Origin of the sequence: Glutamicibacter sp. B1 (assembly GCF_039602135.1) — a bacterium.
GTDB lineage: Bacteria > Actinomycetota > Actinomycetes > Actinomycetales > Micrococcaceae > Glutamicibacter > Glutamicibacter ectropisis.
This window is the reverse complement of the sequence record NZ_CP125942.1, coordinates 1331081-1353901: the sequence shown is the minus strand read 5'-3', so window position 1 is coordinate 1353901 and position 22821 is coordinate 1331081. Positions and strand designations below refer to the sequence as shown.

Below are 22821 nucleotides of genomic sequence, written 5' to 3'. Positions count from 1 at the left end.
GGCCTGGTTGAAGTCACTGGAGCCGGCGTCGTGCTGGTGCCGGCTCCAGTGCCAGGAGTGTGGCAGGCGAGCCTACTTGCTGATGGCCTTTTCGATATCCTCGGTCATCTGCTTCCAACGCTTGGTTGGATCGGCCTTGCCATCAATGATTTCTGCTTCAGCCACACCCCAGAATTCCCACACAGCGGCCATTTCTGGAATGTTCGGCATTGGCACGCCGCTGGCGCCAACTTCACCGAAGGAGGCAATCACTTCATCAGACTTAGCCGCTTCGAAGGCTGCCTTGTTTGCTGGTGGGCGGTTACCCACTTCGTAGAGGTCGGTCTGGACTTGTTCGGTGCCAATGTAGTTCGTCAGGAATTCGGTGGCTGCCAACAGGTTCTCGGTCTTCGAGGAGACGAAGAATCCCTGTACTGCGACGAATGGCTGAGCTTGTTCCCCACCGGCGGATGGGATTGGGTCGATGGCCAGGTTGATCTTGGCCTTTTCAACAGCTTCCACGTTCCATGGACCGGTCAGCAGGAATGGTGAATCACCGGAGACGAATTTCTCTTTAGCGATGTCTCCATCGATGCTGGTCTTCAGGGTTCCAGCATCACCTTGTTCAGCCAGCCACTTAGCGAATTCCACGCCACCTTCGTTACCAATCTGCAGGTCGGTTGCGTCATAGGCTCCGGTGTCATCGGTGCCAAAGACCGGTGCGCCGAATGAGGTCTGGAATGGGTAGGCGTGGAACGGGTCGCCCACATCGGTGACCTGTACCAGGAATGGGAACTCGGTGTCAGCTTCCTTGCCTGCCTTGATCATGTCGTCGAAAGTTTTTGGTGCTTCGTCCACTAGATCTGCGTTACGCAGCAGGGCAAGGTTTTCGGTGGCGTATGGGACTCCGTAGGTGCTCCCCTCGTAGCTCATGGCGTTGATGGAAACGTCTTGGAAGTCTGATGCTTTATCGCCGAGTTCAACTGGCTGAACCACACCGTTGTTCACCAGGTTGCCCAACCAGTCGTGGGCACCAATGGTGATGTCTGGGCCCTTGCCGGTGGGTACCTGGCGCAGGAAGTCTTCCTGAATCTTGGAGAAGTCCTTGATGACCAGGTTGACCTTGACGCCGGACTGCTTTTCGAAATCTGCAGCGGCTTCCTTCAGTACGGGTTCGCGGTTGGCGTCTACCCACACGGTGAGCTCACCGCCAGATGCTGCAGCTGGAGAGGACTGCTCGGTCGCCGGGCTGGAGGAGGTTTCGGCAGATCCGGACCCACCGCAGGCGGTCAGAGACAGGGCTGCGATGGCCGTCAATGCTCCGCCAAGAAGCCAGGGGCGTGTATTCACCTTCATGGGATGTCCTTTCGTGACAACTTTGTCCGATGGGCCGGTTAGGGTGCGGAAATCCGCGGGGCCGCCGGTTACCTCGAGGAAATGCGAGTGGCACTTCAATTTGTAAGCGTTTCCAGAGTGGCACATATCACCAGCGTTGGCAAGACGGTCGATAAAATCAGCTTTAGTTCGCTCACTCCGCGGACACGTCAAGCCACAACCTCTCGGATACTGAGGGCAAATGTGCAAGCGTTTACATTCTGGCGGACATCTATTATCGTTACCGTCATGACTCAAACTCGCTCAGAAGCTGATAACCCTTTGCAGACCGAAGACTCTCAATGGTGGCGCTCTTCGGTGATCTATCAGATCTACCCACGCTCATTTGCCGATTCCAATAACGACGGCATGGGCGATTTGCGCGGTATCACCCAAAACTTAGAGAGCATCGCCCAACTTTCTGTCGACGCTATTTGGCTCTCCCCCTTCTTCACCTCGCCCCAGAAGGATGCCGGTTACGACGTCGCAGATTACTGCGATGTTGATCCCCTTTTTGGAACGCTCGAAGACTTTGACGCCATGGTTGCCCGTGCCCACGAACTAGGGCTAAAAGTCATTATCGACTTGGTACCCAACCACTGCTCGGACCAGCACCCCTGGTTCCAGCAAGCCCTTGCGGCAGCCCCAGGTTCCCCGGAACGCGACCGGTTTATTTTTATGGATCCACCGGCACAGGGACATCCAAATAACTGGGAATCAGTCTTCGGCGGGCCCATGTGGACCTCCACCACCAACCCAGATGGCAGCGTAGGCCAGTCCTACCTGCACATCTTTGATTCATCACAGCCCGACTTCAACTGGAACAACACTGAAGTACGCGCCATGTTCCGCGACGTCCTGCGCTTCTGGCTTGATCGCGGCACCGACGGTTTCCGCGTCGACGTAGCCCACGGTCTGATCAAGGCCGAAGGACTGCCGGACTTTACCCCGGACCCTACGGGCGCCTCGATGGGCGGCACCGAAGAACTTGCCCCTTGGTGGGGTCAAGATGGCGTGCATGAGATCTACCGCGAGTGGCGCGAAGTCATGGATGAATACGACGGCGAGCGCGTCTTGTGCGCCGAAGCCTGGGTGAGTCCCCTGTCACTGATGGCCAAATGGGTGCGTAAAGACGAAATGCATCAGGCCTTCAACTTCCCTTATCTCTCCTGCGATTACAACGCACCACAGCTGCGCAAAACCATTGATGAATCACTGCTCGAATTTGGTGCCGTCGGCGCGCCAAGCACTTGGGTATTGTCGAACCACGACGTGGTGCGACATGCCACTCGTCTGGCATTGACCGATGACAACCCCCAGGGTGAAGGCATTGGTCCCAACACACCAAACCTGCCAGATCCAGCCGTGGGTTTGCGCCGAGCCCGTTCTTCCACCGCGCTCATGCTGGCGTTGCCAGGTGGTGCCTACCTGTACCAGGGTGAAGAGCTCGGCCTCCCCGAGGCCGTCGACCTTCCAGATGATGCTCGTCAGGATCCGACCTGGTTCCGTACCAATGGTGAACGTTATGGACGCGATGGTTGCCGTGTGCCACTGCCATGGGAGAGCGATGCCCCAGCCTTCGGTTTCAGCGACAACGGTGAAAGCTGGTTGCCACAGCCAACCGATTGGGCACCGTACGCCCGCGATATGCAGGTAGAGGATCCCGATTCCACCCTGAACCTCTACCGCCGCCTACTGCAGCTGCGCAAAGAGTATGACCTCGGCACCGGTGACTTGACGTGGAATTCAGAAGAAGATGCTGATGTTCTGGTCTTCAGCAACGGCAAGGTACTCGTCGTTGCCAACCTTGGCACCACCGCGCAGGACCTTCCCGAGCTCGCACAGGGCGCACAAGAATTGGTCCGCAGCCAGCCTGTCACCGGCACATCCTCGGTGCAGATTCCCGCGGAAACCACAATTTGGTTCTTGCTCGCCTAGCCAAATCAATCAGCCTCGGTGCCAAGCTCACCGGGTATCGTTGAACAGTGGCCGCGGTGCACGCAGAAGATTTTTGCAATCACCGCGGCCAACAACTTGAAGGAAGGACGTATTGTGGCCGGGATCAAAGATGTCGCTCAAGTAGCCGGAGTCTCGGTAGCAACTGTCTCCCGTGCGCTCTCTGGACGAGGATCGGTTTCTGCTTCAGCGCAGGAGGCCGTGCAACGCGCCGCAGCAGAGTTGGGGTACGTCGTCTCTTCCTCGGCCTCAGGATTGGCTTCAGGTCGCACCCGAAATGTCGGAGTCTTGGTTCCGGTGATCAATCACTGGTTCTATGCCAGCGTGCTGGAAGGAATTTCCCGCCGGCTGATGGACGAAGGTTATGACACCACCTTGTACCAGCTCACCAAGGATCGTGGGCAGCGTGAAAAGGTCTTTTCTGACTTCCTCTTACGTCAACGAGTTGATGCGGTCATCGCCGTGAACGTAGAACTGAACTCCGAAGAAGTCCAAGCCCTGCACGCCTTGGATAAGCCGTTGGTGGGTGTAGGTGGACCACTGCCCGGGGTGCCCACCTTGCACGTTGATGATGAAGGAATTTCAGCGCTCGCCACCGAACACCTCATTTCGCTCGGCCACCGCCGAATTGGATTTATCGGGGGTAACGAGGAAACCGACGTAGACTTCCGCGTCCCAAGTCATCGCCGCACCGGATACGAGCAAGCCCTGCACGATGCAGGAATTGCCGTTGACGAGAACCTTTGTGTAGGCGCGGACTTCACCATGCCTCAGGCCTACGCGGTAGCTAAACAGCTCTTGGGCAATCCGGCAAGCCGCCCTACCGCACTCATGGCAGCCAGCGATGAGATGGCCATCGGCGCAATCCTGGCAGCCCGCGATCTTGGCATGCAGGTCCCCCGCGACCTCTCGGTCATCGGCGTTGATAACCATGACCTTGCAGAAATGTTTGGCTTGACCACCATTGAGCAACGGCCGCACGAACAAGGTGAATTGGCCGTGGCAATGTTGCTTCGTGCCATTCGCGGCGAGGAACCAGCCCACGCGCACAAGGTTGATCACCGCCTGGTGGTCCGCTCCTCAACCTCCCGCCCTCTGGATGCTGCCTAGCACTCCCCCTAAGCCGCAGGCTCAGTTCAATATCTTTTGAGTAGGCATAAAAACTGCCCGTGCAGTTGATCGGATCGTTCAGATCCGGCCAACTGCACGGGCAGCGTGTTTTTGGAAGACTTTCTACAGTGAAGTCCGCAAGTCTTCGTTGCTTCCTTCAACTTCTTCAACGTGTAGGTTTCGTCCGCGAGTTTCGCCAACCCACAGCACCGCTGCCACCGAAATGACAGTTAGCGCCATGATGTAGACGGCGATCGAGATCGATGAACCAGTGGTTTCTAGCAAGATCTGGGCCACGGTCGCGGCGAAAGCACCGCCAAGGATGGCGCCGATGGCGTAACCGATTGAAATACCCGAGTAGCGTACGTGAGCCGGGAACATTTCTGCATACATAGCCGACTGCGGACCGTAGGACAATCCCAGTCCAACGGTCAGTACGAAGATCGCCACCGCGTAGAGCACGATATTGCCGGTATTGACCAACATGAACATCGGGATCATCCACACGAAAACAATCGCATAGCCGATCACAAAGGTCGCCCGACGCCCGATCTTATCCGAGAGCCAACCGCCGACGAGGGTGAAGATCAACCATCCCACCGAGCCGAGGGTGGTCGCCAAGAGCACCGGTGCCACTGGCATCTTCAAGACTGCGGTGGTGTAGGAGATGAAGAACGCGATCACCAGGTAACCGGCGGCATTGTTGGAGACGAAAATCAGAGCTGCCTGAATTACCTGCTTGGAGTTCTTCGCCATCAGTTCACGCAGTGGCGTGTGTTCTGCAACTTTACGCTGGGACAGCTGCTTGAAGACCGGTGATTCTTCCACTGCACGGCGGATCATGTAACCCACCAAGATCAGTGCCACCGAGAGCAGGAACGGAATGCGCCAGCCCCAGGTTTGGAAAGCCTCTGGTGACATTGCTACGCGAAGGATGTAGAGCAGGCCGGTGGCCAGGATCATGCCGATCGGTACGCCGATCTGCGGGTAGGCACCAAAGTATCCGCGACGTTCCTTGGGAGCGTGCTCCACGGCCATCAGTGCTGCGCCGCCCCATTCGCCGCCAGCAGAGAATCCCTGAATTACACGAAGCAAGACCAGCAGAATTGGTGCCGCGATCCCGATGGAGGCATAGGTAGGAAGTACACCAATAAGCGCGGTGGCCGCACCCATCAAGATCAGCGTGAGTACCAGAATCTTCTTGCGTCCGTACCGGTCACCGAGGTGTCCGGCCACGATGGCGCCCAGCGGACGGAAGAAGAATGAGATACCGATCATCGCGAAGGAAAGAATCTGAGCAAGTCCCGGGTTTGCCGCTCCCAAAGGCGCCAAGAACAGTGGCGTCAGCAGGGTTGCGGTGAGCTGAGCGAAGATGAAGAAGTCGTACCACTCAATGGTGGTTCCCACGAGAGTTCCGGCGAGTACCCGGCGCTCTTCCTGGGTGCGAGTGACTGTTGATGACATGAGCTGCCCTTTAATCGTTACTTTACCGACCGTTCGGACGGTTTATTATGCCCACAATCATAATCTGAGAGTGAATCAGATCACAACATTTACGCGACTTTAGCTCCTGATGGACCGCGTTCCCTTCGAGTGAAGGCGGTGAAGAATTCGGTGTTCTAATAGAGAACGACTAAAATTGCAGATAGATCAACCGTTCAGCAGCCACAAGGCTCACAGCGAGGGCGCCGCAACGCGTTACCCCAATGCATGCGCCAGATTGAAGTTTCATGCCTACTTCCCAGACGCTTTCCCGCGGTATTCGCGTACTCGAAATCGTCGCCAGTTCCCCGGTGCACCTCACCATTGCAGAAATTGCTGAAAAGCTTGAGGTACACCGTTCGATTGCCTACCGGATCATCCGTACTTTAGAGCAACACCATCTGCTCAATCGGGACGAAGCCGGTCACATTCGCTCTGCTTCTGGGCTGGCGGTCTTGGCCCGCTCGGTTCAGCATGACTTACAGGCGACTGCCACCGTGGAACTGACCACTCTTGCAAATGAATTGTCCATGACTGCCTTCGTGGCGGTATGGGAATTCGACCAATGCACCACATTGCAGTCAGTATCTCCATTGAACTCACAACGTGCCATCGTTCACCGTCCGGGCACCGTTCACGGCATGGACGTGGGAGCCGCAGGCATCGCCATCCAATCGCATTACAGCCAAGAGGCATGGGAAGCAATGGATACCACGGTTGCCTATCGAGATGCCGCCACCCAAGCACGGATCGATGGTTATGCCACGAGTGAGAACGAAGTAATCCAGGGTGTCACGTCCCTCGCCGTTCCGATTGAACAGCCGGGGCGGACGCCTGCAGCACTCGCGGTTGTTTTCGCCACGAGCACCGTTGATACTTACGAGCCAGTCATTGAAGCACTAAAGCTAGCTGCCAAACGCATCAGCGAAAAACTAGCCCACTAATACCTTTTCAGGCCACAAAAAAGCTCACCGGCAGTGAATCATTGGATGATTCGCTGCCGGTGAGCTTTTTAGTTCGTTTTAGTGCCTATCTCACTCTGGACAAGGAAGGTGACTTGGCGACAATCACCTTCATCGCCAAGGCCGCCAGCAAGATCACGAGCGCTCCCCCAGTTGATACCCAGAACGCTCCGAGATAACCAAGCGAGTCGGCAAAGACTCCTGCCAAGCCATTTCCAATTGCTGTACCCACGACAATGCCTGCCGAGAGCATGGTCATGACGGTAGAGAGTCGAGCTGCAGGCGCAACTTCTCCGCCCAAGGTCATGACGGTGACAATCACCGGACCTACGGCAAAGCCAGCAATGAACAGTGCAACGACCATCCATGGAGTGGAACTTGCCAAATGCATACCGAAGCTGAAGATGGTCAACAATCCGCCGCAAAGGATCCAGCGGTTAATCTGCCGGAAGTACTGCGGCCAAGCAGCCACCGAGATGGCTGCGATGGCACTGGAAAGCCCCATCGCTCCGTAGAGCAAGCCACCCTCATTTGAATTTCCCTGATCACCGGCGAAAGCCAGAGTACCGGCTGCCGATGAACCAAAGACCGTACCCAGCGCGATCATGCCCAGCACTAGTGCACCAATGGCGGCTACTTGAGCGGCAGAAATGCGTACCTTCTCAACAGTTTTGGAGTTCTTGACCGGCCTCACTGCATGACCGGTGGAGTGAGTGGCGAAAATAGGAACGAGCACCAAGGTCATGATGGCCGCCAGATACAGTGGCAACACTGGGTTTACCAGCGAAGCAAGCAAACCAACAGCCACCGGGCCGAAGACGAATCCCAGTTCATCAAACATGGATTCGAGGCTCAGCGCCGCTGAAAGGACTTTTGGATTTTTCTTCTGCTGCCGTGTCATGGCGATCCACCGAACACGCGACATTGGACCCACTTGAGGTCCGGTGGCGCCGGTAATCAGGCACATCAGGACCAACAGTGGCACAGACAGATCCGGTCCGCTATCGCCCAAGAGTGTCAGCAGGACCAACAGAATACTGTGGATCAAGGCAACGGTAACCAATATAGGCCGTTGTCCGAAGCGGTCAGCGAGGTATCCGATACTCGGGCCACCCACAGCGGAGCCGAGGCCCACCATGGCAGCTGCAAGTCCACCCAGGGCATAGGAACCAGTGGTCGCGGTGACAAGGGTCATGGACCCGATGGTGAGCATCGCCAAAGGTAGGCGAGCAAGGAAAGTAAGAGGCAGGAACGGGGCTCCTACCAGAGGAATAAGTGCAGAGTATCCGGATTTCATTGCCGGATCTTTGCGATTTTCATTCGACAACGCATGCTGAGTCAACAAAACTCCATAACGAGGCGTGCGCCGTCCCACACCCCCCGACGCACAAAATTTCCCAGACATGCCTGATGGCACTACTTTCAAGATAGCTACCACCAGACGGCAAGTCCAATCCTAGGGCGCAGTCATTACTAAGCCTTCGCGTTGGATGGTTGAACCGTGCTGGGTCTTGATAACCGACACCCGGTTGATAATACGCTGTTTCATCTCTGCAACGTGAGAAACCAAGCCAATGGTTCGCCCACCGGCGCGCAGATTCTCTAGGGCCTGCATGACTTCTTCAAGGGTCTCAGCGTCCAGTGATCCAAAACCTTCATCAACAAAGAGGGTCTGCATGTCTACCGCTCCGGAGTGGTGTGAAATGACATCTGCCAGCCCTAAAGCCAATGCCAAGGAAGCCATGAAGGTTTCACCGCCAGAAAGAGTTTGGGTTTCACGGTATTTGCCTGTCCATGCATCCAGAACGCGAAGCCCCAAGCCCGACTTTGAATTACCTTGCTTGGAATCATCATGATGTAGCGAGTATCGGCCTCCCGACATCGCGTCAAGACGCTCGGTTGCCGCAATCGCAACCTCTTCTAACCTGGCAGCTAACACATAAGTACTCAGCGTCATCTTGTAGAGGTTCTCTCCCCCACCGCGAATGACTTCCGCCAACCCTCGAAGGCGCCGGTAGGTTTCAATCACAGGTCCAGCATCTGATCGCATACGCTCTAGCTGTGAGACCGATTGGTCGTGTCGCTCCAGACGAGTTACGGCCACGACGACCTGCTCGCGTGCAGACTCATACTGTTTTTCCGCGACACTCGCCTGTTCACGTGCTTCTTGGATTTCATCATCGTTAGGAGCTTGAACACCACGTGCTTCGAGTTCTTGGGCGGAAGCGTAGTCTTCAGACTTTTCAAGGGTGGCAATGGCGCTGGCCAGATCAGCATCTGCACGTTGTAACTGTCGCAACCGCTCACGCAACTCGACCTGAAGTAGCGCCTCACTATAGTCGTTGATCGTTTCAAAACCAGCGGCTTGACGCTCTTGATCCCAGATTGCTTCCGCTTTGCTAAAGCGCTCACGAGCATCAAGTAGCAAGCGCAAGGACTGCACCGACTTTGCTAGTCCCGTAGTTTTTTCTTGAAGTTCAAAGACCTGTTCAGCAAGGTTCTTTTTGCCGCGCCGAATTTCAGCTAATTTGGCATCAAGTTGCTGCAACTGGGCAGCCAACGAGGAGGCGTTTTGTTGGGCTGTGGAATGATCCAGAGCGGCTTGAGCAGCGCGATCTGTGAGTTGTTCGATGCGGGTGCGTAGCTGCTCAAGTTTTGTTAACCGTGCATTGATCGTCTCTAGTCGTTTAGTTGCAATCTCCAGCTGTTCTTTGGACTGAGCCAAATCCATTCTCAGCTGCTCGACACTCGATTCACCGGCGGCAAGTTGCGCAGATTCTAGTTTCGCAATCAAGGTGTCACGTATTTGGGCCACCTTTTGCGCTTCCTTGCGCGCGGCAACTACCAGGGCTTCTGATGCTTGGATCTGTTCATCATCAATCAGCGTGGCATCGGCGTCTGCCTGGGCTGGAGCAGGATGTTCAGCAGAGCCACAAACTAGGCAGGGTTTTCCCTCTTCCAGCGCGGCTGCCAGTCGCAGAGCACTTTGTGCTAATTGTTCGGTGCGAAGAGCCAGCAGGCCCTTTTCAGCCTCGACGGTTTTCAGCTCTTGGGCACTTAATTTTTCGCGTGCTGCCAAGACTTTTTTCTCTAGGTCATCACGTGAGATGGCGTGGGCAATTTTCGCCTCCACCAGTTGGTAGTGCTCTTTGGCGTCGTGCAGATTCTCGCCAGCTTCAACGTGGTTCAGGTCCTCGCTGCCCAACAGGTCGCGTTCGTTCTTCACCCCTGCGAGGTCTGTCTCTGCCTGGATTCGAGATTTCTCGTGTTCTGCCGCGCTTTGTTCGGCTTGGGTTACCTGCTTGGCCAAGGGAGCGCGTCGCTTTTCTTCTTCCAGAACTGACTTCGCGATAGCCAGTTCGTCGGCAACTTCGCGGCTCTGGTTGTGCAAGGTTTCTAAACTGGATTCGTTCGGATCGTAGCGCTGATTGGTGGCGCCTATGAGCCACTGTCGTTGTTCTTCCCAAGCCTGCGCAGATTGCTCCAATGAGGTTTGAGCGCCCAAAACCTGCTCGCGGTACGCGCGTACCGAGACAGCCTTGGCGTCCTGCTCTAGTCTTCTGCTGGCTTCAACCGCATCCTCATGGCCTTGGGCAAAGCGTTCTCGCATTGCTTTTAGTTCACCAAGCCGGGCGAATACCCGTCGGCGTTCTTCCAATGAACGAGTCAGTTGCTCGGTCCGTGTCTTGTGCTTACTGAATTTCTCAGCCTCAGCCTGAGCTTGCTGAAGAATATCGTTGATTCTCAATCGATAGTTGGCAAAATTCTCGTCGCCAGATAGTACTGACGCTTCTTCCGGTTCTTCAGAAGAATTGGCCAGCTCTCGTCCGGCGAGGAAGGAACGCGCTTCAGCATGAATGGACTCTTCGGCAGCACTGATCCGTGCTTCAATATTCTCGGTTTTTTTACGCTCTTCGGCCAGACGCACCGAGAATTCTTCTTCAATGCGCGCATACTCGCTGGTATCAAAGAGATTCGCCAGTAGTTCTTCTCGGTCTTTGGCTTTCGCCCGCAAGAAGTCAGCAAATCCGCCCTGCGGAAGCATTACAACCTTGGTGAACTGCTCCCGGTCCAGACCCAGAAGACTGCCCAGTACATGCCCGACTTCGTCATTGCGGGTGGAGAGTTCTTTCCATCCATTCGGGGTGAATTCCCGTAGGAGGCTCGATGCCTTCTGCTCTGTGGTTTTATTCTTGCCTCGCTTTGATGGGCGCATCCACGCCGGTGAACGCGTCACTTCAAAACGACGGTCACCAATGGTCAGTTCACAGACCACCTCAGGGGCCAGATCCGCGGCCGCATGGTCGGAACGAATCTGCCGGCTACCACTTCGGCTTCCGGGTAGTGAACCGTAGAGGGCATAACAAATCGCATCCAGGATGCTAGATTTTCCTGCACCAGTGGGGCCGTCAAGTAGGAAAAGTCCACCGTCGGCGAGCTCGTCAAAGTCAATCTCTTCACTGTGCGCGAAGGGACCAAAAGCTTGAATCTGGAGTTTATGAATTCTCACTGGCTGACCTGTGCCTCTCTTGTAGCACGAATAACAGCAGTTATGACTTCGCATTCGGCTTCATCGGCAGCACGTTCACGCACATGCTCCACGAAGTCACCCACCACGTCTTGGGTGCTTGTTGCCTTGGCCATTCGTTCTGCGTAGGTCGCCGGTTGTTCGGTGCTCGTCCCGCCCTCGGGAGCAAAGTTCAGCACCACTGTGTCAGGGAATCGGGTACGCAGAGCGTTCATGGCATCGGCGGGACGTTGCGCATCGGTAAGCGTGATTTGGCACCATGCTTCGGTAGCGTACTCAAGCTCAGGATCATTCAGCAGGTCCGAAAGTTGCCCTTTGAGAACGGCTAATTTCTTTGGAACTGTCAGTAAGATTTCTTGGACACTTTTGATGCCTTCAGCGTTCGTGTCGATGAGCCATAGTCCCTTGGTTTGTTTCACTTCGGAGAAGGAATAGGCCAGGGGTGATCCGGAATAGCGCACATGTTCCCGAACTTTTTGACGGCCGTGCAAATGGCCCAGTGCGGCGTAATCAAAGCGTTCAAAAAGCTCCACAGGAACAACGTCAAGATTTCCGGTACTCAGTTCACGTTCGGAATCGCTAGAAAAACCACCTGCAGCGAACAGGTGCGCCATGGCAATCGAGACCACTGGCTTGTGGGAAGTATTCAGCGCACTCAGATGCTCATCAATTTTACCGATAGCCGCCTGAACTACTGCTTCATGGCTGGCCTTACCAGCTCCCAGCTGTTCCATCACCATGCGCGGTTCCAAGTAGGGAATGCCATAGATCACCACTTGGTGGTCTTCAGCTTCGCAGATTATCGGATTCACCATGCGCTCAAGGTCAGCGATGATGTGTACCCCTGCGCTATCTAATAGATCCGCACCAAAACCCAAGCGTGAAGCTGAATCATGGTTGCCACTGGTGATGACAACAGTGGCGCCCGTGGCCCGCAGTTCACGAAGCGCCCAATTGCACAATTGCACCGCATCAACGTGAGGCAGGGCCCGGTCGTAGATATCGCCGGAGATCAGCACCACGTCAACGTGTTGATTGACAGTAACATCGATGATTTCTTGAAGCACACTACGTTGCGCGTCAATCAGGGACGCACCATGGAAGGTCCGGCCCAAATGCCAATCTGAGGTATGTAGCAATCGCATATTTCCAACCATATGCAATGTCTGGGACAACTTGGACATTAGAATGGAGCTGTGAATGAATCCGGTGAATCTGCACTCCTGCCAGAGAACTACTCAGACAAAGTGTTTGCGATCCTCCTCGGCCTAGCCGACGGCGCAACCCACGCCCGCGACGACATCGACCCCGGCGCCACCGAAATCCTCCCGCTTTACCTGGCCGACGGCCTGCTAGAAGCGTTGGAGTGGGCTCGTGATGGTGTCGCAAGTGACGAAGCAGCCTGCATGTGGCTTGCTGCGCTACGTAGCTACAAGAAACTTACCGGCAGCTTCCCTGCCGGTGCGCCAGAGCCCCTGGGCCGCTGGATCGATAAAGAATTCTCTAACGTTGAGGTCTTCGAGAAAATCGCTGATGGCGATCCACAGAACATCTCGGGACTGAACAGCGCTGATATGGGACAGCCAGGACGCCCGACGGGTGCCGATGCTGACTCAACTGGTGTCCTGCCGCGTGCAGCCATCACCGCGCTCTTGGCCCGTGTACCGCTAGGTACCACGGAAACCCTGGCTCGTGCGGCCGCATTCCTAACCCACGACGCTCAGGCAGCTAAAACTGCGGTGGCTGCAGCAAAAATCATTCGCTCCGCGATGGAACGCTCCGAAGAGTCCGCCACGCAATGGGATGAATTCCTGGTGGATCTGGAAGGCCCTTCGGCTTCGGCTCTGCGTGCGGTGGTTTCCAAGATTCGCGATAACATCTCGCTCGCACCAGAAGATGCCTACAACGCGTACTTTGGTGACCATGCAGAAGAGTCGTCGGAGGAGTCAGATGTTGAGGCTGCTCCTGAATCAGTCGTGTCAAATCCGGAAGACCGGGATCCTGAAGTTGATGCCTATGCTGTAGCGCTGTTGGCTGCCGTGTATGGAACTGAAGCGGTGGGAGAACGCCCAGCCAGCGCCCTCGATGACATCATTTCCGAATTGCACGATCGTTGGATGGCTCTGCTAGTTTAGCCAGAATTACTACCAGACGAGGAAAGCCGGCTTCTAGGAGCCGGCTTTCATCTTCTTAAGTTGCTGTGCTTTAGGCGATCAGCCCAAACCCGCCGACCATCTGCATGAATTCCCCTTCAGAAATGATGGTGACTTTCTGACCTTTTTCGCGCAGGCGCAACACGTGCTTGGCTTTGTTGGTCAAACGACCATTAGCCAAGTCTTGCGGGACGAAGCCATCTCCCACGACCAGTGCGGTCGTTGCCCGCGTAACTCGTGAGGCCGTTTGCGCACCGTGTTCGGCAGCGAGTTCCTTGGCCTGTGGACGGGGCAAGGCCAAATTGCCAGTGAAGACCATGATCTGCCCGTAGAGAGGGTGACCGGGATCAGCTTCTGGATTAGGGCTCGGGTTTGGCCCTTCTTGAGGCCAGTTGTTAAATGCGTCCTGTGGTGGCAATGGGTGCCCGGAAGCCAACCATCCTTGGGCGTCGCGGGTAGCTCGTGAGTATTCATCGCCCGGTTGCCACGCTGAGGTGAGCCCCAGACGCACACCGTAGTGATCCGCGGCTTCAAGAACTGACTGAACACCACTGCGTCCTGCCATGTCGATCATGGCCCAGGCACAAGCGGTGGAGTCGGCGAGCGCCTCGTGGTGATTCTCGATGGGGTGGCCCGCTTCTTCAGCTACAAATGGCAATGAATAGCTGGGCAGGTCATAGGCTTTACGGGAAAGCTTCACAGTACATAGGTGCGCAATTTCCGGCACGGGGATCTCGCTGGCCTCCGAGGCTGCCCGAATGACTCCCGAGTCAAAAGCCGAATTATGTGCCACCAACACATCAGGTCCAATGAAATCGAGAAGTTCGGGGAGTTTCTGGGTGACGCGTGGCGAGTCAATGACCATATCCGGGGTGATGTGGTGGATTGAGACATTGCGCGGATCAAAGTGGTCAAAACCTTCTGGTGGCTTCATCAGCCACTGTTCGGTTTCAACTATTTTTCCGGAACGTACTTTGACCAGGCCCACCGAACAGGCGGAGCCGATAAAACCGTTCGCTGTCTCAAAATCTACTGCTGTGAAGTCCAATGCCACGCCCAATAGCTTACTCGCTTAAACCCTGACTCTGGCATCACAGGCTCTACTCCCGGAGTACTCAACGGCGGTTTGGCTCGCAGCATGAAGCCATAGAAGCGCAGTTGACTTGTAGCTAATCAGCATTTGGACCGTAGGGAACGAACGCACTAACCGCTGGGCATGTCGTAGTTTGAAGTCAGACATCACTGTGCATCAGGTCCGAAATGTCACTTCGCTTGAAACAGTTGCTCGTAGTATTCGCTCAGCGCAGGATAATAATCCTTCTCAAAATCGATGGTTCCGACATCGCCTCCACTGACTGCAGCAGTCAGACGGTCAAGGTAGTACTCCCATCCCGGTCCTACCGAGCCTGCCATGGACGGATCCAATCCAGGCATTTGGAATATGAGTTCACTGCCTGTCCCCTCAGCGTGAATCTGTAGTTCTAGTTGCCAGCTCTCCGCTCCTTCACCTGTACGTACTTTCAGTACCCAGGCCCGAGGATCGCATTCTAGAATTTCCACCTGTTCGCTGGGTGCGCCTTCTTCAGCCAGCAACACAACATCCACCGCGCCGCTATCCGGGTCACCGCTGTAGGTACCGAACCACAACGCCAGACGCTCGGAATTGACGAGGTAGGACCATAATTCACTCGGAGACTGGGTAAATTTTCGTCGGAGTTCCAGTGCGCCGTCACTTGTGCGGGTTCCGGTTGCTCGGGTGCTCATGCACGTCCTCCTAGGGATACGGGCTATGACTTTTTGGTTTGAAAGCCAACTTTCACCCTGGTACTTACCGAGAATAGCAAGGATCGTTCTTGGCCCAAGGGTGCCAGCGAACAAAACGAAATGGTGCACGCTTCCCGTCATTTTTGAACGGGAACCGTGTACCGGTTCGTCAACTATGTGACTACGCAGTTGCCTTACGTAGCGTGAGATATGAGCATCCTGCCATCAGAACGGCGACTAGGCCTCCCCAGAGCGTCACTCCTCCGGCACTCCATGTCATCACCCATTCCCAAAACTGCATCCAGGTATCAGTGAAAGTGATTAGGGCGATAGCACCTATGACTACTACGCCCAGCGAGGTGAAGAAGAAGACCATACCCATCTGCCGCCAGCGCATGTAGATCGTGGCAATGAGGAAGCCGATCATGAACAACAGGACCATGAGTACGAAGTAGAACATGATCTGAATGAACCAATTATTTTCGGAAATCCATTGCAGAGCGAAGAAGCGTCCGTCTAACCACCAACCCCCGGTAGCCGTCTCCAACAATCCCATGAGGTAGTAGAAGACCGAGAGTACGAGGGCGCAGGTTGCGAACAAGGCCAATGTCCCCAGATAAAAACTCCGACGCGAAATGCTCATCCCTAGGGAGAAGGGGAAAGTGAGGGTCAAGGCTTGAATGCCTAGGGCAAGAAAGTACCACATCGGGGCTTGAGCCCCGCCGCCGTAAAGGATACCTTCAGCATCGTTTCGGCGGACCAGCCACCAGATCACCACGGTAAAAAGGAATGAGCTGAACAAGATGATCAACGGAATGCCAATGAAAGTGGCCTTGTTGATCAGTTGCATTCGAGCAACTTTGATGATGCGGTTCATGACCAAGCCTCCGACTTTTCATCGACTCTTTCGCTCGCTGAACTCAACGAGCTACGAACTACGAACTGTTGTAGTGACACCGGGCTGAGATCGAGTCCCATAAGCTTGGCTTGCTCGCGGCGCCCCGCATCAAGCTGGGATTCGATGGTGACGCTGGCCAGAGCACCGAGTCCATCTTGATGCAGAACCTTCGCCGTACCGACAAATTCTTGAACTTTGGCGGCATCTCCTGTGACGGTTACTGCTGCTCCGCGGAGTTCTTCGGCCTCGGCGTCAATCACTATCTGGCCCTTGTCGATCACGATTACGTGTTCAAGCAGGTTGGCGACCTCATCAATGAGGTGGCTGGAGAGCACGATCGTGCGTGGATGCTCAGCGAAGTCCGCGACCAAACGATCGTAGAAGATTTGCCGTGCTACTGCGTCTAGGCCCAAATATGGTTCGTCGAAGAAGGTGATTTCAGCTCGTGAGGCCAGGCCGATGATCACTCCTACCGCGGAGAGTTGACCGCGGGAGAGTTTCTTAATTTTGCGCTTGGCCGGCAGATCAAATTCTTTCATCAGCTCTTGGGCCAGGTGCTGATCCCAGTTCTCAAAAAACAGGGAAGCTGCAGCAAATGCTTGATGGACTTTGAAGTCATCGGGGTATTTTTGGGATTCCCTGATGAAACAGATCCGCGCAAGAGTTGCATCGTTCTCGAAGGGTTCGTGTCCAAAGACCTGCACAGTTCCGTGGTCTTGGAAGTTTTGACCGGTCAAGATGGACATCAGCGTTGTCTTGCCGGCACCGTTGCGTCCGAGCAGTCCGTAGATCCGGTTGGGTTCCAGATCCAGGTTGATGTTATCGAGTGCTTTGAGGTCTTTGTAGGTTTTGGTCAGATCGCGGATGGCGATTGCTGTTGCTTGAGTCATGACGTACCTTCCCTGCCTTGCGACGAAGTTTTAGGTATCCGAACTGGTTTTGATCATGGCCACCAATTCGTTGATGCCGATGCCTAGTTTTGAAGCTTCGGCGGTGAGTGGCGTAATAAATTGCTGCTGAAATTTTTCACGGCGCTGTTCTCGTAACCGTTGTGGCGCACCTTCGGTGACGAACATTCCGATCCCCCGTTTTTTATAGAGCAGCCCATCTTCGACGAGCCGATTGATCCCTTTTGCCGCTGTGGCTGGATTGATCCGATAGAAGGCTGCGAACTCATTGGTTGATGGGACTTGGGCTTCTTCGGCAAGAACACCAGAGACAATGTCGTTCTCAATCAGCTCAGCAATCTGAATGAATATGGGCTTTGAGTCATCGATCATGCTGGCTCCCTTCAGTGTTCGTTCCCACCAGGTTAGTTAGTGAGTTAGTTAGTCATGTAACTAACCATAGAACCACTAGCAGAGAAGCGCAAGAGCTACCGGACTCACTTTCTTAGGATTCGCATAAAGAACGCATACAGAAGCAAAAAATTAGGTTAAAAACCGCAGAATTCCGCGTGACATTCCACTACGAAATTCTCAGGAATCCCTTCCCGAGAGTGTGATCTGACCTGCCCCTTAGCTTCCTCATGAAGATGTCCTACGAATCCCACAGCAAGTAATTCAAGACTTTTAACAACCCCCTTTCCGAAGAACTACAAGGAAATTTATGAACGTCTTGCTTTTCGCAGCTGTCGATATCGCTGCCATCCTGATCCTCACCTTTGGCCTATACCTACGTCGCCACCGCCGCCGAGATTTGGCAGTGTCGTATATCGGAATCAACATCGGTGTATTCGCTGTCGCGACGGCTCTAGCCGGAAGCACCGTCAGCGCAGGACTCGGAATGGGACTGTTCGGCGTTCTGTCCATCATCCGTCTGCGCTCCACCGAGCTTGAACAGCACGAAATTGCTTACTACTTCTCAGCCCTGGCCATCGGCCTGATCGCCGGCATGGGCCCGACCCCGGTCTGGTTGCCAATCACCTTGGTCGCACTGATCTTGGTGGCCATGCTGGTAGCAGACCACTCAAAGGTCTTGCCTACCTACCGCCATCAAGAAGTGGTTTTGGACCGGGCCATCGCCGATGATGATGAGCTTAACGCACACCTGAGCATGCTCTTTGGTGGGGCAACCATCCACCAGGCAGTAGTTCAACAGCTGGATCTAATCAACGACAAGACCATCGTGAAGGTCCGTTACTCGCGGCCCAGTCTAAAGATGATTGAGCCAGATACTTCACGCACCGTAGAGAACCACGAAGTGATTACCGGACAGACCCGATGAATTTCAGCGACCAGCTACAGACTATTAGCCTCGAAGAACTCAACGAGGCAGCAGCTCTTCAAACCCGTACCGACCGCAAATACATTCTCACCCAACAGCAGGCTGAGCAGGTGCTCCCGCTATTAGCCCAGCAAGCACTGGTGCTATCCATCGATGGGCGCCGAGCTTCGGATTACACTTCGGTCTACTTTGATACCCCGGACCTGGCCAGTTTCCATCTAGCAGCTCATCCGCGTCGTCGTCGTTTTAAGGTGCGCACCAGAAGCTATATGGATACCCAGCAGTGCTATCTCGAAGTCAAAACCGAAGGCGCCCGCGAACAGACTGTCAAAGAACGCATTGAACATCCCTTTGCGGACCGCGCAGCGCTCAGTGAACAGTCACTGGAGTACATCCAGGAAACCCTCGATCACGAGCTGGGTTCTTGCCCGATCGTTCCAACCAGCCTCACCCCTGTCATTGATTCTTCCTACAGCCGAACCACGCTGTTTCTCCCGGAGACCAACAGTCGAGTCACGGTAGATAACAACCTCGTGTGGACCGAACCACGCACTGGGTTCCGGCTTGAATGCAATGAAATCATCGTGGAAACAAAGTCGGCGCTGAACGCCGGACCTGCCGACAAATTGCTGTGGCGGCATCAGATTCGGCCATCGAGAATTTCCAAATTTGCTACCGGGATGAGCCTGCTGAATCAGAATCTCCCAGCCAATCGCTGGCACAAGACAACCAAACACAAAATATCCACTGCAGTGTCCCTGCACCCCTAGGAGCATCATGTTTGACTCACCCAACCATCGGGCGCAGTCCCCTCGACGTTTTAGTATTAGATCCCCACGAGTCATGACGGCAGTCGCCTCATTGTCCATCGGTGCCTTGGCCCTAGCAGGCTGCACCACGTCAGCCAACGCTTCGTCGCACAGCATCATCAACACCGAAGTCAGTAGCGAAACCTCCACCTTCTTCAATGCTGACACTGTCCATGAAATCAGTGTCACGGCTGATCCAGATGACATCACCGCAGCTTTGAAAGCCTACTCCACCGACGGATCCAAGGAATGGATTTCCGCGGAAGTCACGATCGACGGAACCACTTTCAAAAATGTTGGTTTGAAATTGAAGGGTAACTCCACCCTTCGCGGTACCGACGAATCCTCGGACGCCGCGACCCTCCCATGGATCCTGCGTCTGGATAAATATGAGGAAAACCAGAGCTACTCCGCTAGAACCGAATTCGTCGTGAGAACCAACACGAGCGAGTCTTCCCTGAATGAAGCGGTCGCTCTGGACCTGCTTGGTGAAGCAGGACTGGCCACCGAACACGCTGCAGCAACCCGGTTCTCCTTGAACGGTTCAGATGCAGAACTACGCTTGGTCATTGATAACCCCTCTGATGAGCTCTACAGCGAAGAAACATTTGAAGGTGAGGGAATTACCTACAAGGCCGATGCCGATGGTGACTACTCCTACCGCGGTGATTCTGGCAGCGACTACGAATCTGCTTTCGATGTTGAGTCCGGTACCGATGATCTGACCCCAATCGCTACCTTCTTAGACTTCGTGAATAACTCTTCCGATGAAGATTTCTCCAGCAAGCTCTCCGACTATCTAGATACGGATCAGTTCGCTACGTACTTGGCCATGCAAGATTTGGTATCGAATACTGATGACATTGACGGCCCAGGCAACAATTCATTCCTCCGATATGACAGCGAATCGAAAACGATGACAGTTGTCGCTTGGGATCAGAACCTTTCCTTCGGCGGTATGGGAGGAGGCCAAGGCGGCGGCATGGGCGGCGGTCAAGGCGGAGGCATGGGTGGCGGCAACGCCGGTGGCCCAGGCAAGATGGACACCGATTCGCTGCTGACCAGCATGCTCCCTGACGGTCTAGAACTAGAGGATGCGAAGAAACAGATTGAGGCGGGTACGGTTCCAGATGGCGTCGAGCTCCCCGATCAGATGACTTTGGAGGATGGCACCGAACTGATCGATGTTCTCAAGGATCTAGCTAACGGAGAGATGCCAGACGGCCTGTCATTCGGTGGTGGCGGTGGAGGGCAACGTCCTGAAATGAATGGTCAGGGTGGCGCTCCTGGAGGCAATATGACTCCCCCAGATCAGAACTCGTCTGATCAGAACTCCACCGACAAGAACTCCACTGATCAAAATTCCACAGACCAGAAGTCAACCGATGACAATTCCTCGGACGGCAAGACAGCTACCGATGGCGATACTAAGACCACGGACGACAAGGCTGCCGGAGGTCAAAACGGTGGCCGGTCGATGGGCGGAAAATCCAACGCATTGGTGACCCGCTTCCTCGCCGACGAAAACTTCAAGGCACAGTATGAAGCGGCCAAGACCGAGCTGACCAATAAGCTCTACGAGTCGGGCACTGCCGAAGAAATCCTGACTAAGTGGACCACGCTGTTGAATAACGAAGCGAGTGATCTCATTGATGCTGACACGGTAAGTAGCGAAGCAGATTCCATCCGCTCGCACTTCACTTCTGAATCAGCCGATGGCACGACGCCGAATACGCAGCAGCCTTCCACGGCACCAAAAACTGAAGAGGATGATGCTACGCCAAGCGCCTCGGCCACTTCCAGTTCCTAAAAACTGACCGGATCAATCATCCGGCCTAATGCACAACGCCAGCCAGCGACTACCGCAAAGTAGTCACTGGCTGGCGTTGCGTTACCAAAGATTAGCCGTTGCTAATCGCTTTGCTGACAGCCTCAACAATGGTGGGAAGCAAGGCAGCAAAGGCTCGAGCACGATGAGAGATCGCGTTCTTCTCCTGTGGCGTATGCTCTGCCATCGATTTTCCGGCCCCGACAGGTTCAAAGATTGGGTCATAACCAAATCCATGATCACCAGCGCGTTCCGTGCGTAGCAGGCCTTCCACCTTGCCCAGTTCAACGAATTCATCGCCGGCCGGAGTCGCTAAGGCAGCGGCGCAGACAAACTGCGCACCACGGTGCTCCACAGCGATATCGCCCAACTGCGCAAGCAATAGATCAATATTCGCTTCATCATTTCCGTGGACCCCAGACCAGCGGGCGGAAAAGATTCCTGGAGCACCACCAAGAACATCAACGCTCAGACCAGAATCATCGGCGAGCGCAATCAGCCCGGTCGACGCGGCAATTTCGCGGGCCTTTTTCAGCGCGTTGCCTTCAAAGGTGACCTGGTCTTCCACTGGGTCGGTAGCCCCAGCGGTGGCTGCGTCAATGACTTGAGTGTCAACGTCTAACCCAGGGACCTGTCCACGCAACAATTCGCGTAGCTCACGCAGTTTGCCCTGGTTGTGCGATGCGAGAACAAGGACTGGCTGGCTCATTTGGAGATCTTCAACGTTTCGCGCTGGATCTGTGCCAGTTCGTTGGTTCCGCCCAAAGCAAGATCAAGCAGAGCATCCAATTCGGCACGCTTAAAAGGAACACCTTCGGCGGTGCCCTGAACCTCAACAAAGTCGCCGGAGCCGGTGACAACAACGTTCATGTCGGTCTCTGCTCGGACGTCTTCTTCGTACGGCAAATCAAGCATTGGGGTTCCGTCGATGATGCCCACGGAGATCGCGGCCACCGAGTCGGTGAGAACCTTGGCGTTCTCTTTCACGATGCCCTGCGAGCGAGCCCAGGTAATTGCTTCAGACAGCGCCACGTAGGCACCGGTGATGGCCGCGGTACGAGTGCCACCGTCAGCCTGCAACACGTCACAGTCCAACACGATGGTGTTTTCGCCCAAGGCCTTGGTATCAACAACGGCACGTAGCGAACGACCGATCAGACGCGAAATTTCGTGGGTACGTCCCGAGAGTTTGCCCTTGACCGATTCGCGGGAATTACGGGTGTTAGTGGCACGTGGCAACATGGCATATTCGGCGGTGACCCATCCGGTGCCCTGTCCCTTGAGCCAGCGTGGCACGCCCTCGGTGAACGAAGCGGTGCACAGTACTCGGGTGTTACCGAATTCAATCAGTGCAGAGCCCTCGGCCTGGGCGGACCAGCCGCGGGTGATGGTGATGTCTCGAAGTTGCGCGGCTCCTCGGCCGTCAGCGCGTAAAGTCATGATTCCATCCTAACCACGCGTACCCGATGATCTTCACGTGCTCGCCAGAGAGTTACGGTGAAATACACCTCGTGGCGATATAGAGCATTGTCTAAGAGTGCAACAAAAAATCAGCACCACCGCAACGAAGCTGGCCGTTTCGATGATGCTGATCTTTCGTTAGATATTTATTTTTTACGTTTAAGTAGTGGGAACTTACGCGTCTTTTCATAAGAAATGGTGGGCAAGGTGCCGGTACGCGTCTTCAAATAATCGGTACCGCGCTCCCCTCTAAAGAGAGAAGGATCTTTATCTTCTTTCAGGCTTCCCGAG

The 22821-nt window shown here is 54.9% G+C and carries 19 protein-coding genes; 7 read left to right on the top strand and 12 right to left on the bottom strand.

Translation table 11 applies throughout. The annotated features are described in order from the left end of the window. Positions 1–72: 72 nt before the first annotated feature. Positions 73–1335 carry a sugar ABC transporter substrate-binding protein gene (locus QMQ05_RS06350; RefSeq protein WP_345473935.1) on the bottom strand — a complete coding sequence of 421 codons (1263 nt, stop codon included), beginning with the start codon at positions 1333–1335 and terminating at the stop codon, positions 73–75. Positions 1336–1602: 267 nt separating this feature from the next. Between QMQ05_RS06350 and QMQ05_RS06345 the strand changes: the two genes are divergently transcribed. Together QMQ05_RS06345 and QMQ05_RS06340 are read left to right on the top strand one after the other, a co-directional pair. After that, complete coding sequence (locus tag QMQ05_RS06345) at positions 1603–3291, top strand: glycoside hydrolase family 13 protein (protein WP_345473934.1); 1689 nt, start codon at positions 1603–1605, stop codon at positions 3289–3291. 114 nt (positions 3292–3405) lie between these two features. Further along, on the top strand, positions 3406–4419 hold the full coding sequence (locus QMQ05_RS06340; RefSeq protein ID WP_345474657.1) for a LacI family DNA-binding transcriptional regulator: 1014 nt from the start codon (positions 3406–3408) through the stop codon (positions 4417–4419). 123 nt (positions 4420–4542) lie between these two features. Here the strand turns inward: QMQ05_RS06340 and QMQ05_RS06335 are convergent, their stop codons facing one another. Further along, the gene (locus tag QMQ05_RS06335; RefSeq protein WP_345473933.1) at positions 4543–5883 is read right to left on the bottom strand and encodes an MFS transporter; all 1341 of its coding nucleotides are present in this window, start codon (positions 5881–5883) and stop codon (positions 4543–4545) included. Between the two features lie 266 nt (positions 5884–6149). On the opposite strand from QMQ05_RS06335, the gene QMQ05_RS06330 reads away from it, so the two are divergent. Further along, the gene (locus QMQ05_RS06330; protein ID WP_345473931.1) at positions 6150–6845 is read left to right on the top strand and encodes an IclR family transcriptional regulator; all 696 of its coding nucleotides are present in this window, start codon (positions 6150–6152) and stop codon (positions 6843–6845) included. An 85-nt stretch (positions 6846–6930) separates the two neighbouring features. On the opposite strand, the gene QMQ05_RS06325 is transcribed toward QMQ05_RS06330, so the two are convergent. The 3 genes from QMQ05_RS06325 to QMQ05_RS06315 form a co-directional block, all read right to left on the bottom strand. Continuing rightward, positions 6931–8160 carry an MFS transporter gene (locus tag QMQ05_RS06325; RefSeq protein ID WP_345473929.1) on the bottom strand — a complete coding sequence of 410 codons (1230 nt, stop codon included), beginning with the start codon at positions 8158–8160 and terminating at the stop codon, positions 6931–6933. Between the two features lie 159 nt (positions 8161–8319). After that, entirely contained in the window at positions 8320–11373 is a 3054-nt protein-coding gene (locus QMQ05_RS06320) for an SMC family ATPase (RefSeq protein WP_345473927.1), read from the bottom strand. Further along, positions 11370–12536, bottom strand: a complete 1167-nt coding sequence (locus tag QMQ05_RS06315; RefSeq protein ID WP_345473925.1) for an exonuclease SbcCD subunit D — start codon at positions 12534–12536, stop codon at positions 11370–11372. Before QMQ05_RS06315 ends, QMQ05_RS06320 begins: the two co-directional genes overlap by 4 nt. Positions 12537–12587: 51 nt before the next feature. Between QMQ05_RS06315 and QMQ05_RS06310 the strand changes: the two genes are divergently transcribed. Then, complete coding sequence (locus QMQ05_RS06310; protein ID WP_345473923.1) at positions 12588–13526, top strand: ADP-ribosylglycohydrolase family protein; 939 nt, start codon at positions 12588–12590, stop codon at positions 13524–13526. A gap of 70 nt (positions 13527–13596) precedes the next feature. On the opposite strand, the gene QMQ05_RS06305 is transcribed toward QMQ05_RS06310, so the two are convergent. The 5 genes from QMQ05_RS06305 to QMQ05_RS06285 form a co-directional block, all read right to left on the bottom strand. After that, positions 13597–14598 (bottom strand): exonuclease domain-containing protein, encoded by a 1002-nt coding sequence (locus tag QMQ05_RS06305; protein WP_334122810.1) that lies wholly within the window; start codon positions 14596–14598, stop codon positions 13597–13599. A 209-nt stretch (positions 14599–14807) separates the two neighbouring features. Further along, positions 14808–15308, bottom strand: coding sequence for an SRPBCC domain-containing protein (locus tag QMQ05_RS06300; RefSeq protein ID WP_334122809.1), 501 nt, complete (start codon positions 15306–15308; stop codon positions 14808–14810). A gap of 181 nt (positions 15309–15489) precedes the next feature. Further along, a complete protein-coding gene (locus QMQ05_RS06295) occupies positions 15490–16185 on the bottom strand; it encodes a hypothetical protein (protein ID WP_334122808.1) in 696 nt (231 codons plus the stop codon). Beyond that, complete coding sequence (locus QMQ05_RS06290) at positions 16182–17096, bottom strand: ABC transporter ATP-binding protein (RefSeq protein WP_345473918.1); 915 nt, start codon at positions 17094–17096, stop codon at positions 16182–16184. Before QMQ05_RS06290 ends, QMQ05_RS06295 begins: the two co-directional genes overlap by 4 nt. Positions 17097–17126: 30 nt before the next feature. Continuing rightward, positions 17127–17486 carry a GntR family transcriptional regulator gene (locus QMQ05_RS06285; protein ID WP_082635379.1) on the bottom strand — a complete coding sequence of 120 codons (360 nt, stop codon included), beginning with the start codon at positions 17484–17486 and terminating at the stop codon, positions 17127–17129. A gap of 328 nt (positions 17487–17814) precedes the next feature. Between QMQ05_RS06285 and QMQ05_RS06280 the strand changes: the two genes are divergently transcribed. Genes QMQ05_RS06280 through QMQ05_RS06270 form a run of 3 tightly spaced genes read left to right on the top strand, consistent with a single transcriptional unit; the run spans position 17815 to position 21051 of the window. After that, positions 17815–18432 (top strand): DUF4956 domain-containing protein, encoded by a 618-nt coding sequence (locus tag QMQ05_RS06280; RefSeq protein WP_345473914.1) that lies wholly within the window; start codon positions 17815–17817, stop codon positions 18430–18432. Further along, a complete protein-coding gene (locus tag QMQ05_RS06275; RefSeq protein WP_345473912.1) occupies positions 18429–19202 on the top strand; it encodes a polyphosphate polymerase domain-containing protein in 774 nt (257 codons plus the stop codon). Before QMQ05_RS06280 ends, QMQ05_RS06275 begins: the two co-directional genes overlap by 4 nt. 7 nt (positions 19203–19209) lie before the next feature. After that, positions 19210–21051: a CotH kinase family protein gene (locus QMQ05_RS06270; RefSeq protein ID WP_345473910.1), complete on the top strand. Its 1842-nt coding sequence runs from the start codon at positions 19210–19212 to the stop codon at positions 21049–21051. A 91-nt stretch (positions 21052–21142) separates the two neighbouring features. Here the strand turns inward: QMQ05_RS06270 and rdgB are convergent, their stop codons facing one another. Together rdgB and rph are read right to left on the bottom strand one after the other, a co-directional pair. After that, on the bottom strand, positions 21143–21778 hold the full coding sequence (rdgB, locus tag QMQ05_RS06265) for an RdgB/HAM1 family non-canonical purine NTP pyrophosphatase (RefSeq protein WP_345473908.1): 636 nt from the start codon (positions 21776–21778) through the stop codon (positions 21143–21145). Continuing rightward, on the bottom strand, positions 21775–22509 hold the full coding sequence (gene rph, locus QMQ05_RS06260) for a ribonuclease PH (protein WP_345473906.1): 735 nt from the start codon (positions 22507–22509) through the stop codon (positions 21775–21777). Before rph ends, rdgB begins: the two co-directional genes overlap by 4 nt. Between the last annotated feature and the right edge of the window lie 312 nt (positions 22510–22821).

What these genes read in the sequence shown, in the direction of transcription:
- QMQ05_RS06300 (WP_334122809.1), bottom strand. Translation starts at nt 15,308, where the DNA reads ATGAGCACCCGAGCAACCGGAACCCGCACAAGTGACGGCGCACTGGAA.
- QMQ05_RS06345 (WP_345473934.1), top strand. Translation starts at nt 1,603, where the DNA reads ATGACTCAAACTCGCTCAGAAGCTGATAACCCTTTGCAGACCGAAGAC.
- QMQ05_RS06315 (WP_345473925.1), bottom strand. Translation starts at nt 12,536, where the DNA reads ATGCGATTGCTACATACCTCAGATTGGCATTTGGGCCGGACCTTCCAT.
- QMQ05_RS06335 (WP_345473933.1), bottom strand. Translation starts at nt 5,883, where the DNA reads ATGTCATCAACAGTCACTCGCACCCAGGAAGAGCGCCGGGTACTCGCC.
- QMQ05_RS06285 (WP_082635379.1), bottom strand. Translation starts at nt 17,486, where the DNA reads ATGATCGATGACTCAAAGCCCATATTCATTCAGATTGCTGAGCTGATT.
- QMQ05_RS06270 (WP_345473910.1), top strand. Translation starts at nt 19,210, where the DNA reads ATGTTTGACTCACCCAACCATCGGGCGCAGTCCCCTCGACGTTTTAGT.
- QMQ05_RS06330 (WP_345473931.1), top strand. Translation starts at nt 6,150, where the DNA reads ATGCCTACTTCCCAGACGCTTTCCCGCGGTATTCGCGTACTCGAAATC.
- rdgB (WP_345473908.1), bottom strand. Translation starts at nt 21,778, where the DNA reads ATGAGCCAGCCAGTCCTTGTTCTCGCATCGCACAACCAGGGCAAACTG.
- QMQ05_RS06290 (WP_345473918.1), bottom strand. Translation starts at nt 17,096, where the DNA reads ATGACTCAAGCAACAGCAATCGCCATCCGCGATCTGACCAAAACCTAC.
- QMQ05_RS06350 (WP_345473935.1), bottom strand. Translation starts at nt 1,335, where the DNA reads ATGAAGGTGAATACACGCCCCTGGCTTCTTGGCGGAGCATTGACGGCC.
- QMQ05_RS06295 (WP_334122808.1), bottom strand. Translation starts at nt 16,185, where the DNA reads ATGAACCGCATCATCAAAGTTGCTCGAATGCAACTGATCAACAAGGCC.
- QMQ05_RS06280 (WP_345473914.1), top strand. Translation starts at nt 17,815, where the DNA reads ATGAACGTCTTGCTTTTCGCAGCTGTCGATATCGCTGCCATCCTGATC.
- QMQ05_RS06325 (WP_345473929.1), bottom strand. Translation starts at nt 8,160, where the DNA reads ATGAAATCCGGATACTCTGCACTTATTCCTCTGGTAGGAGCCCCGTTC.
- QMQ05_RS06275 (WP_345473912.1), top strand. Translation starts at nt 18,429, where the DNA reads ATGAATTTCAGCGACCAGCTACAGACTATTAGCCTCGAAGAACTCAAC.
- rph (WP_345473906.1), bottom strand. Translation starts at nt 22,509, where the DNA reads ATGACTTTACGCGCTGACGGCCGAGGAGCCGCGCAACTTCGAGACATC.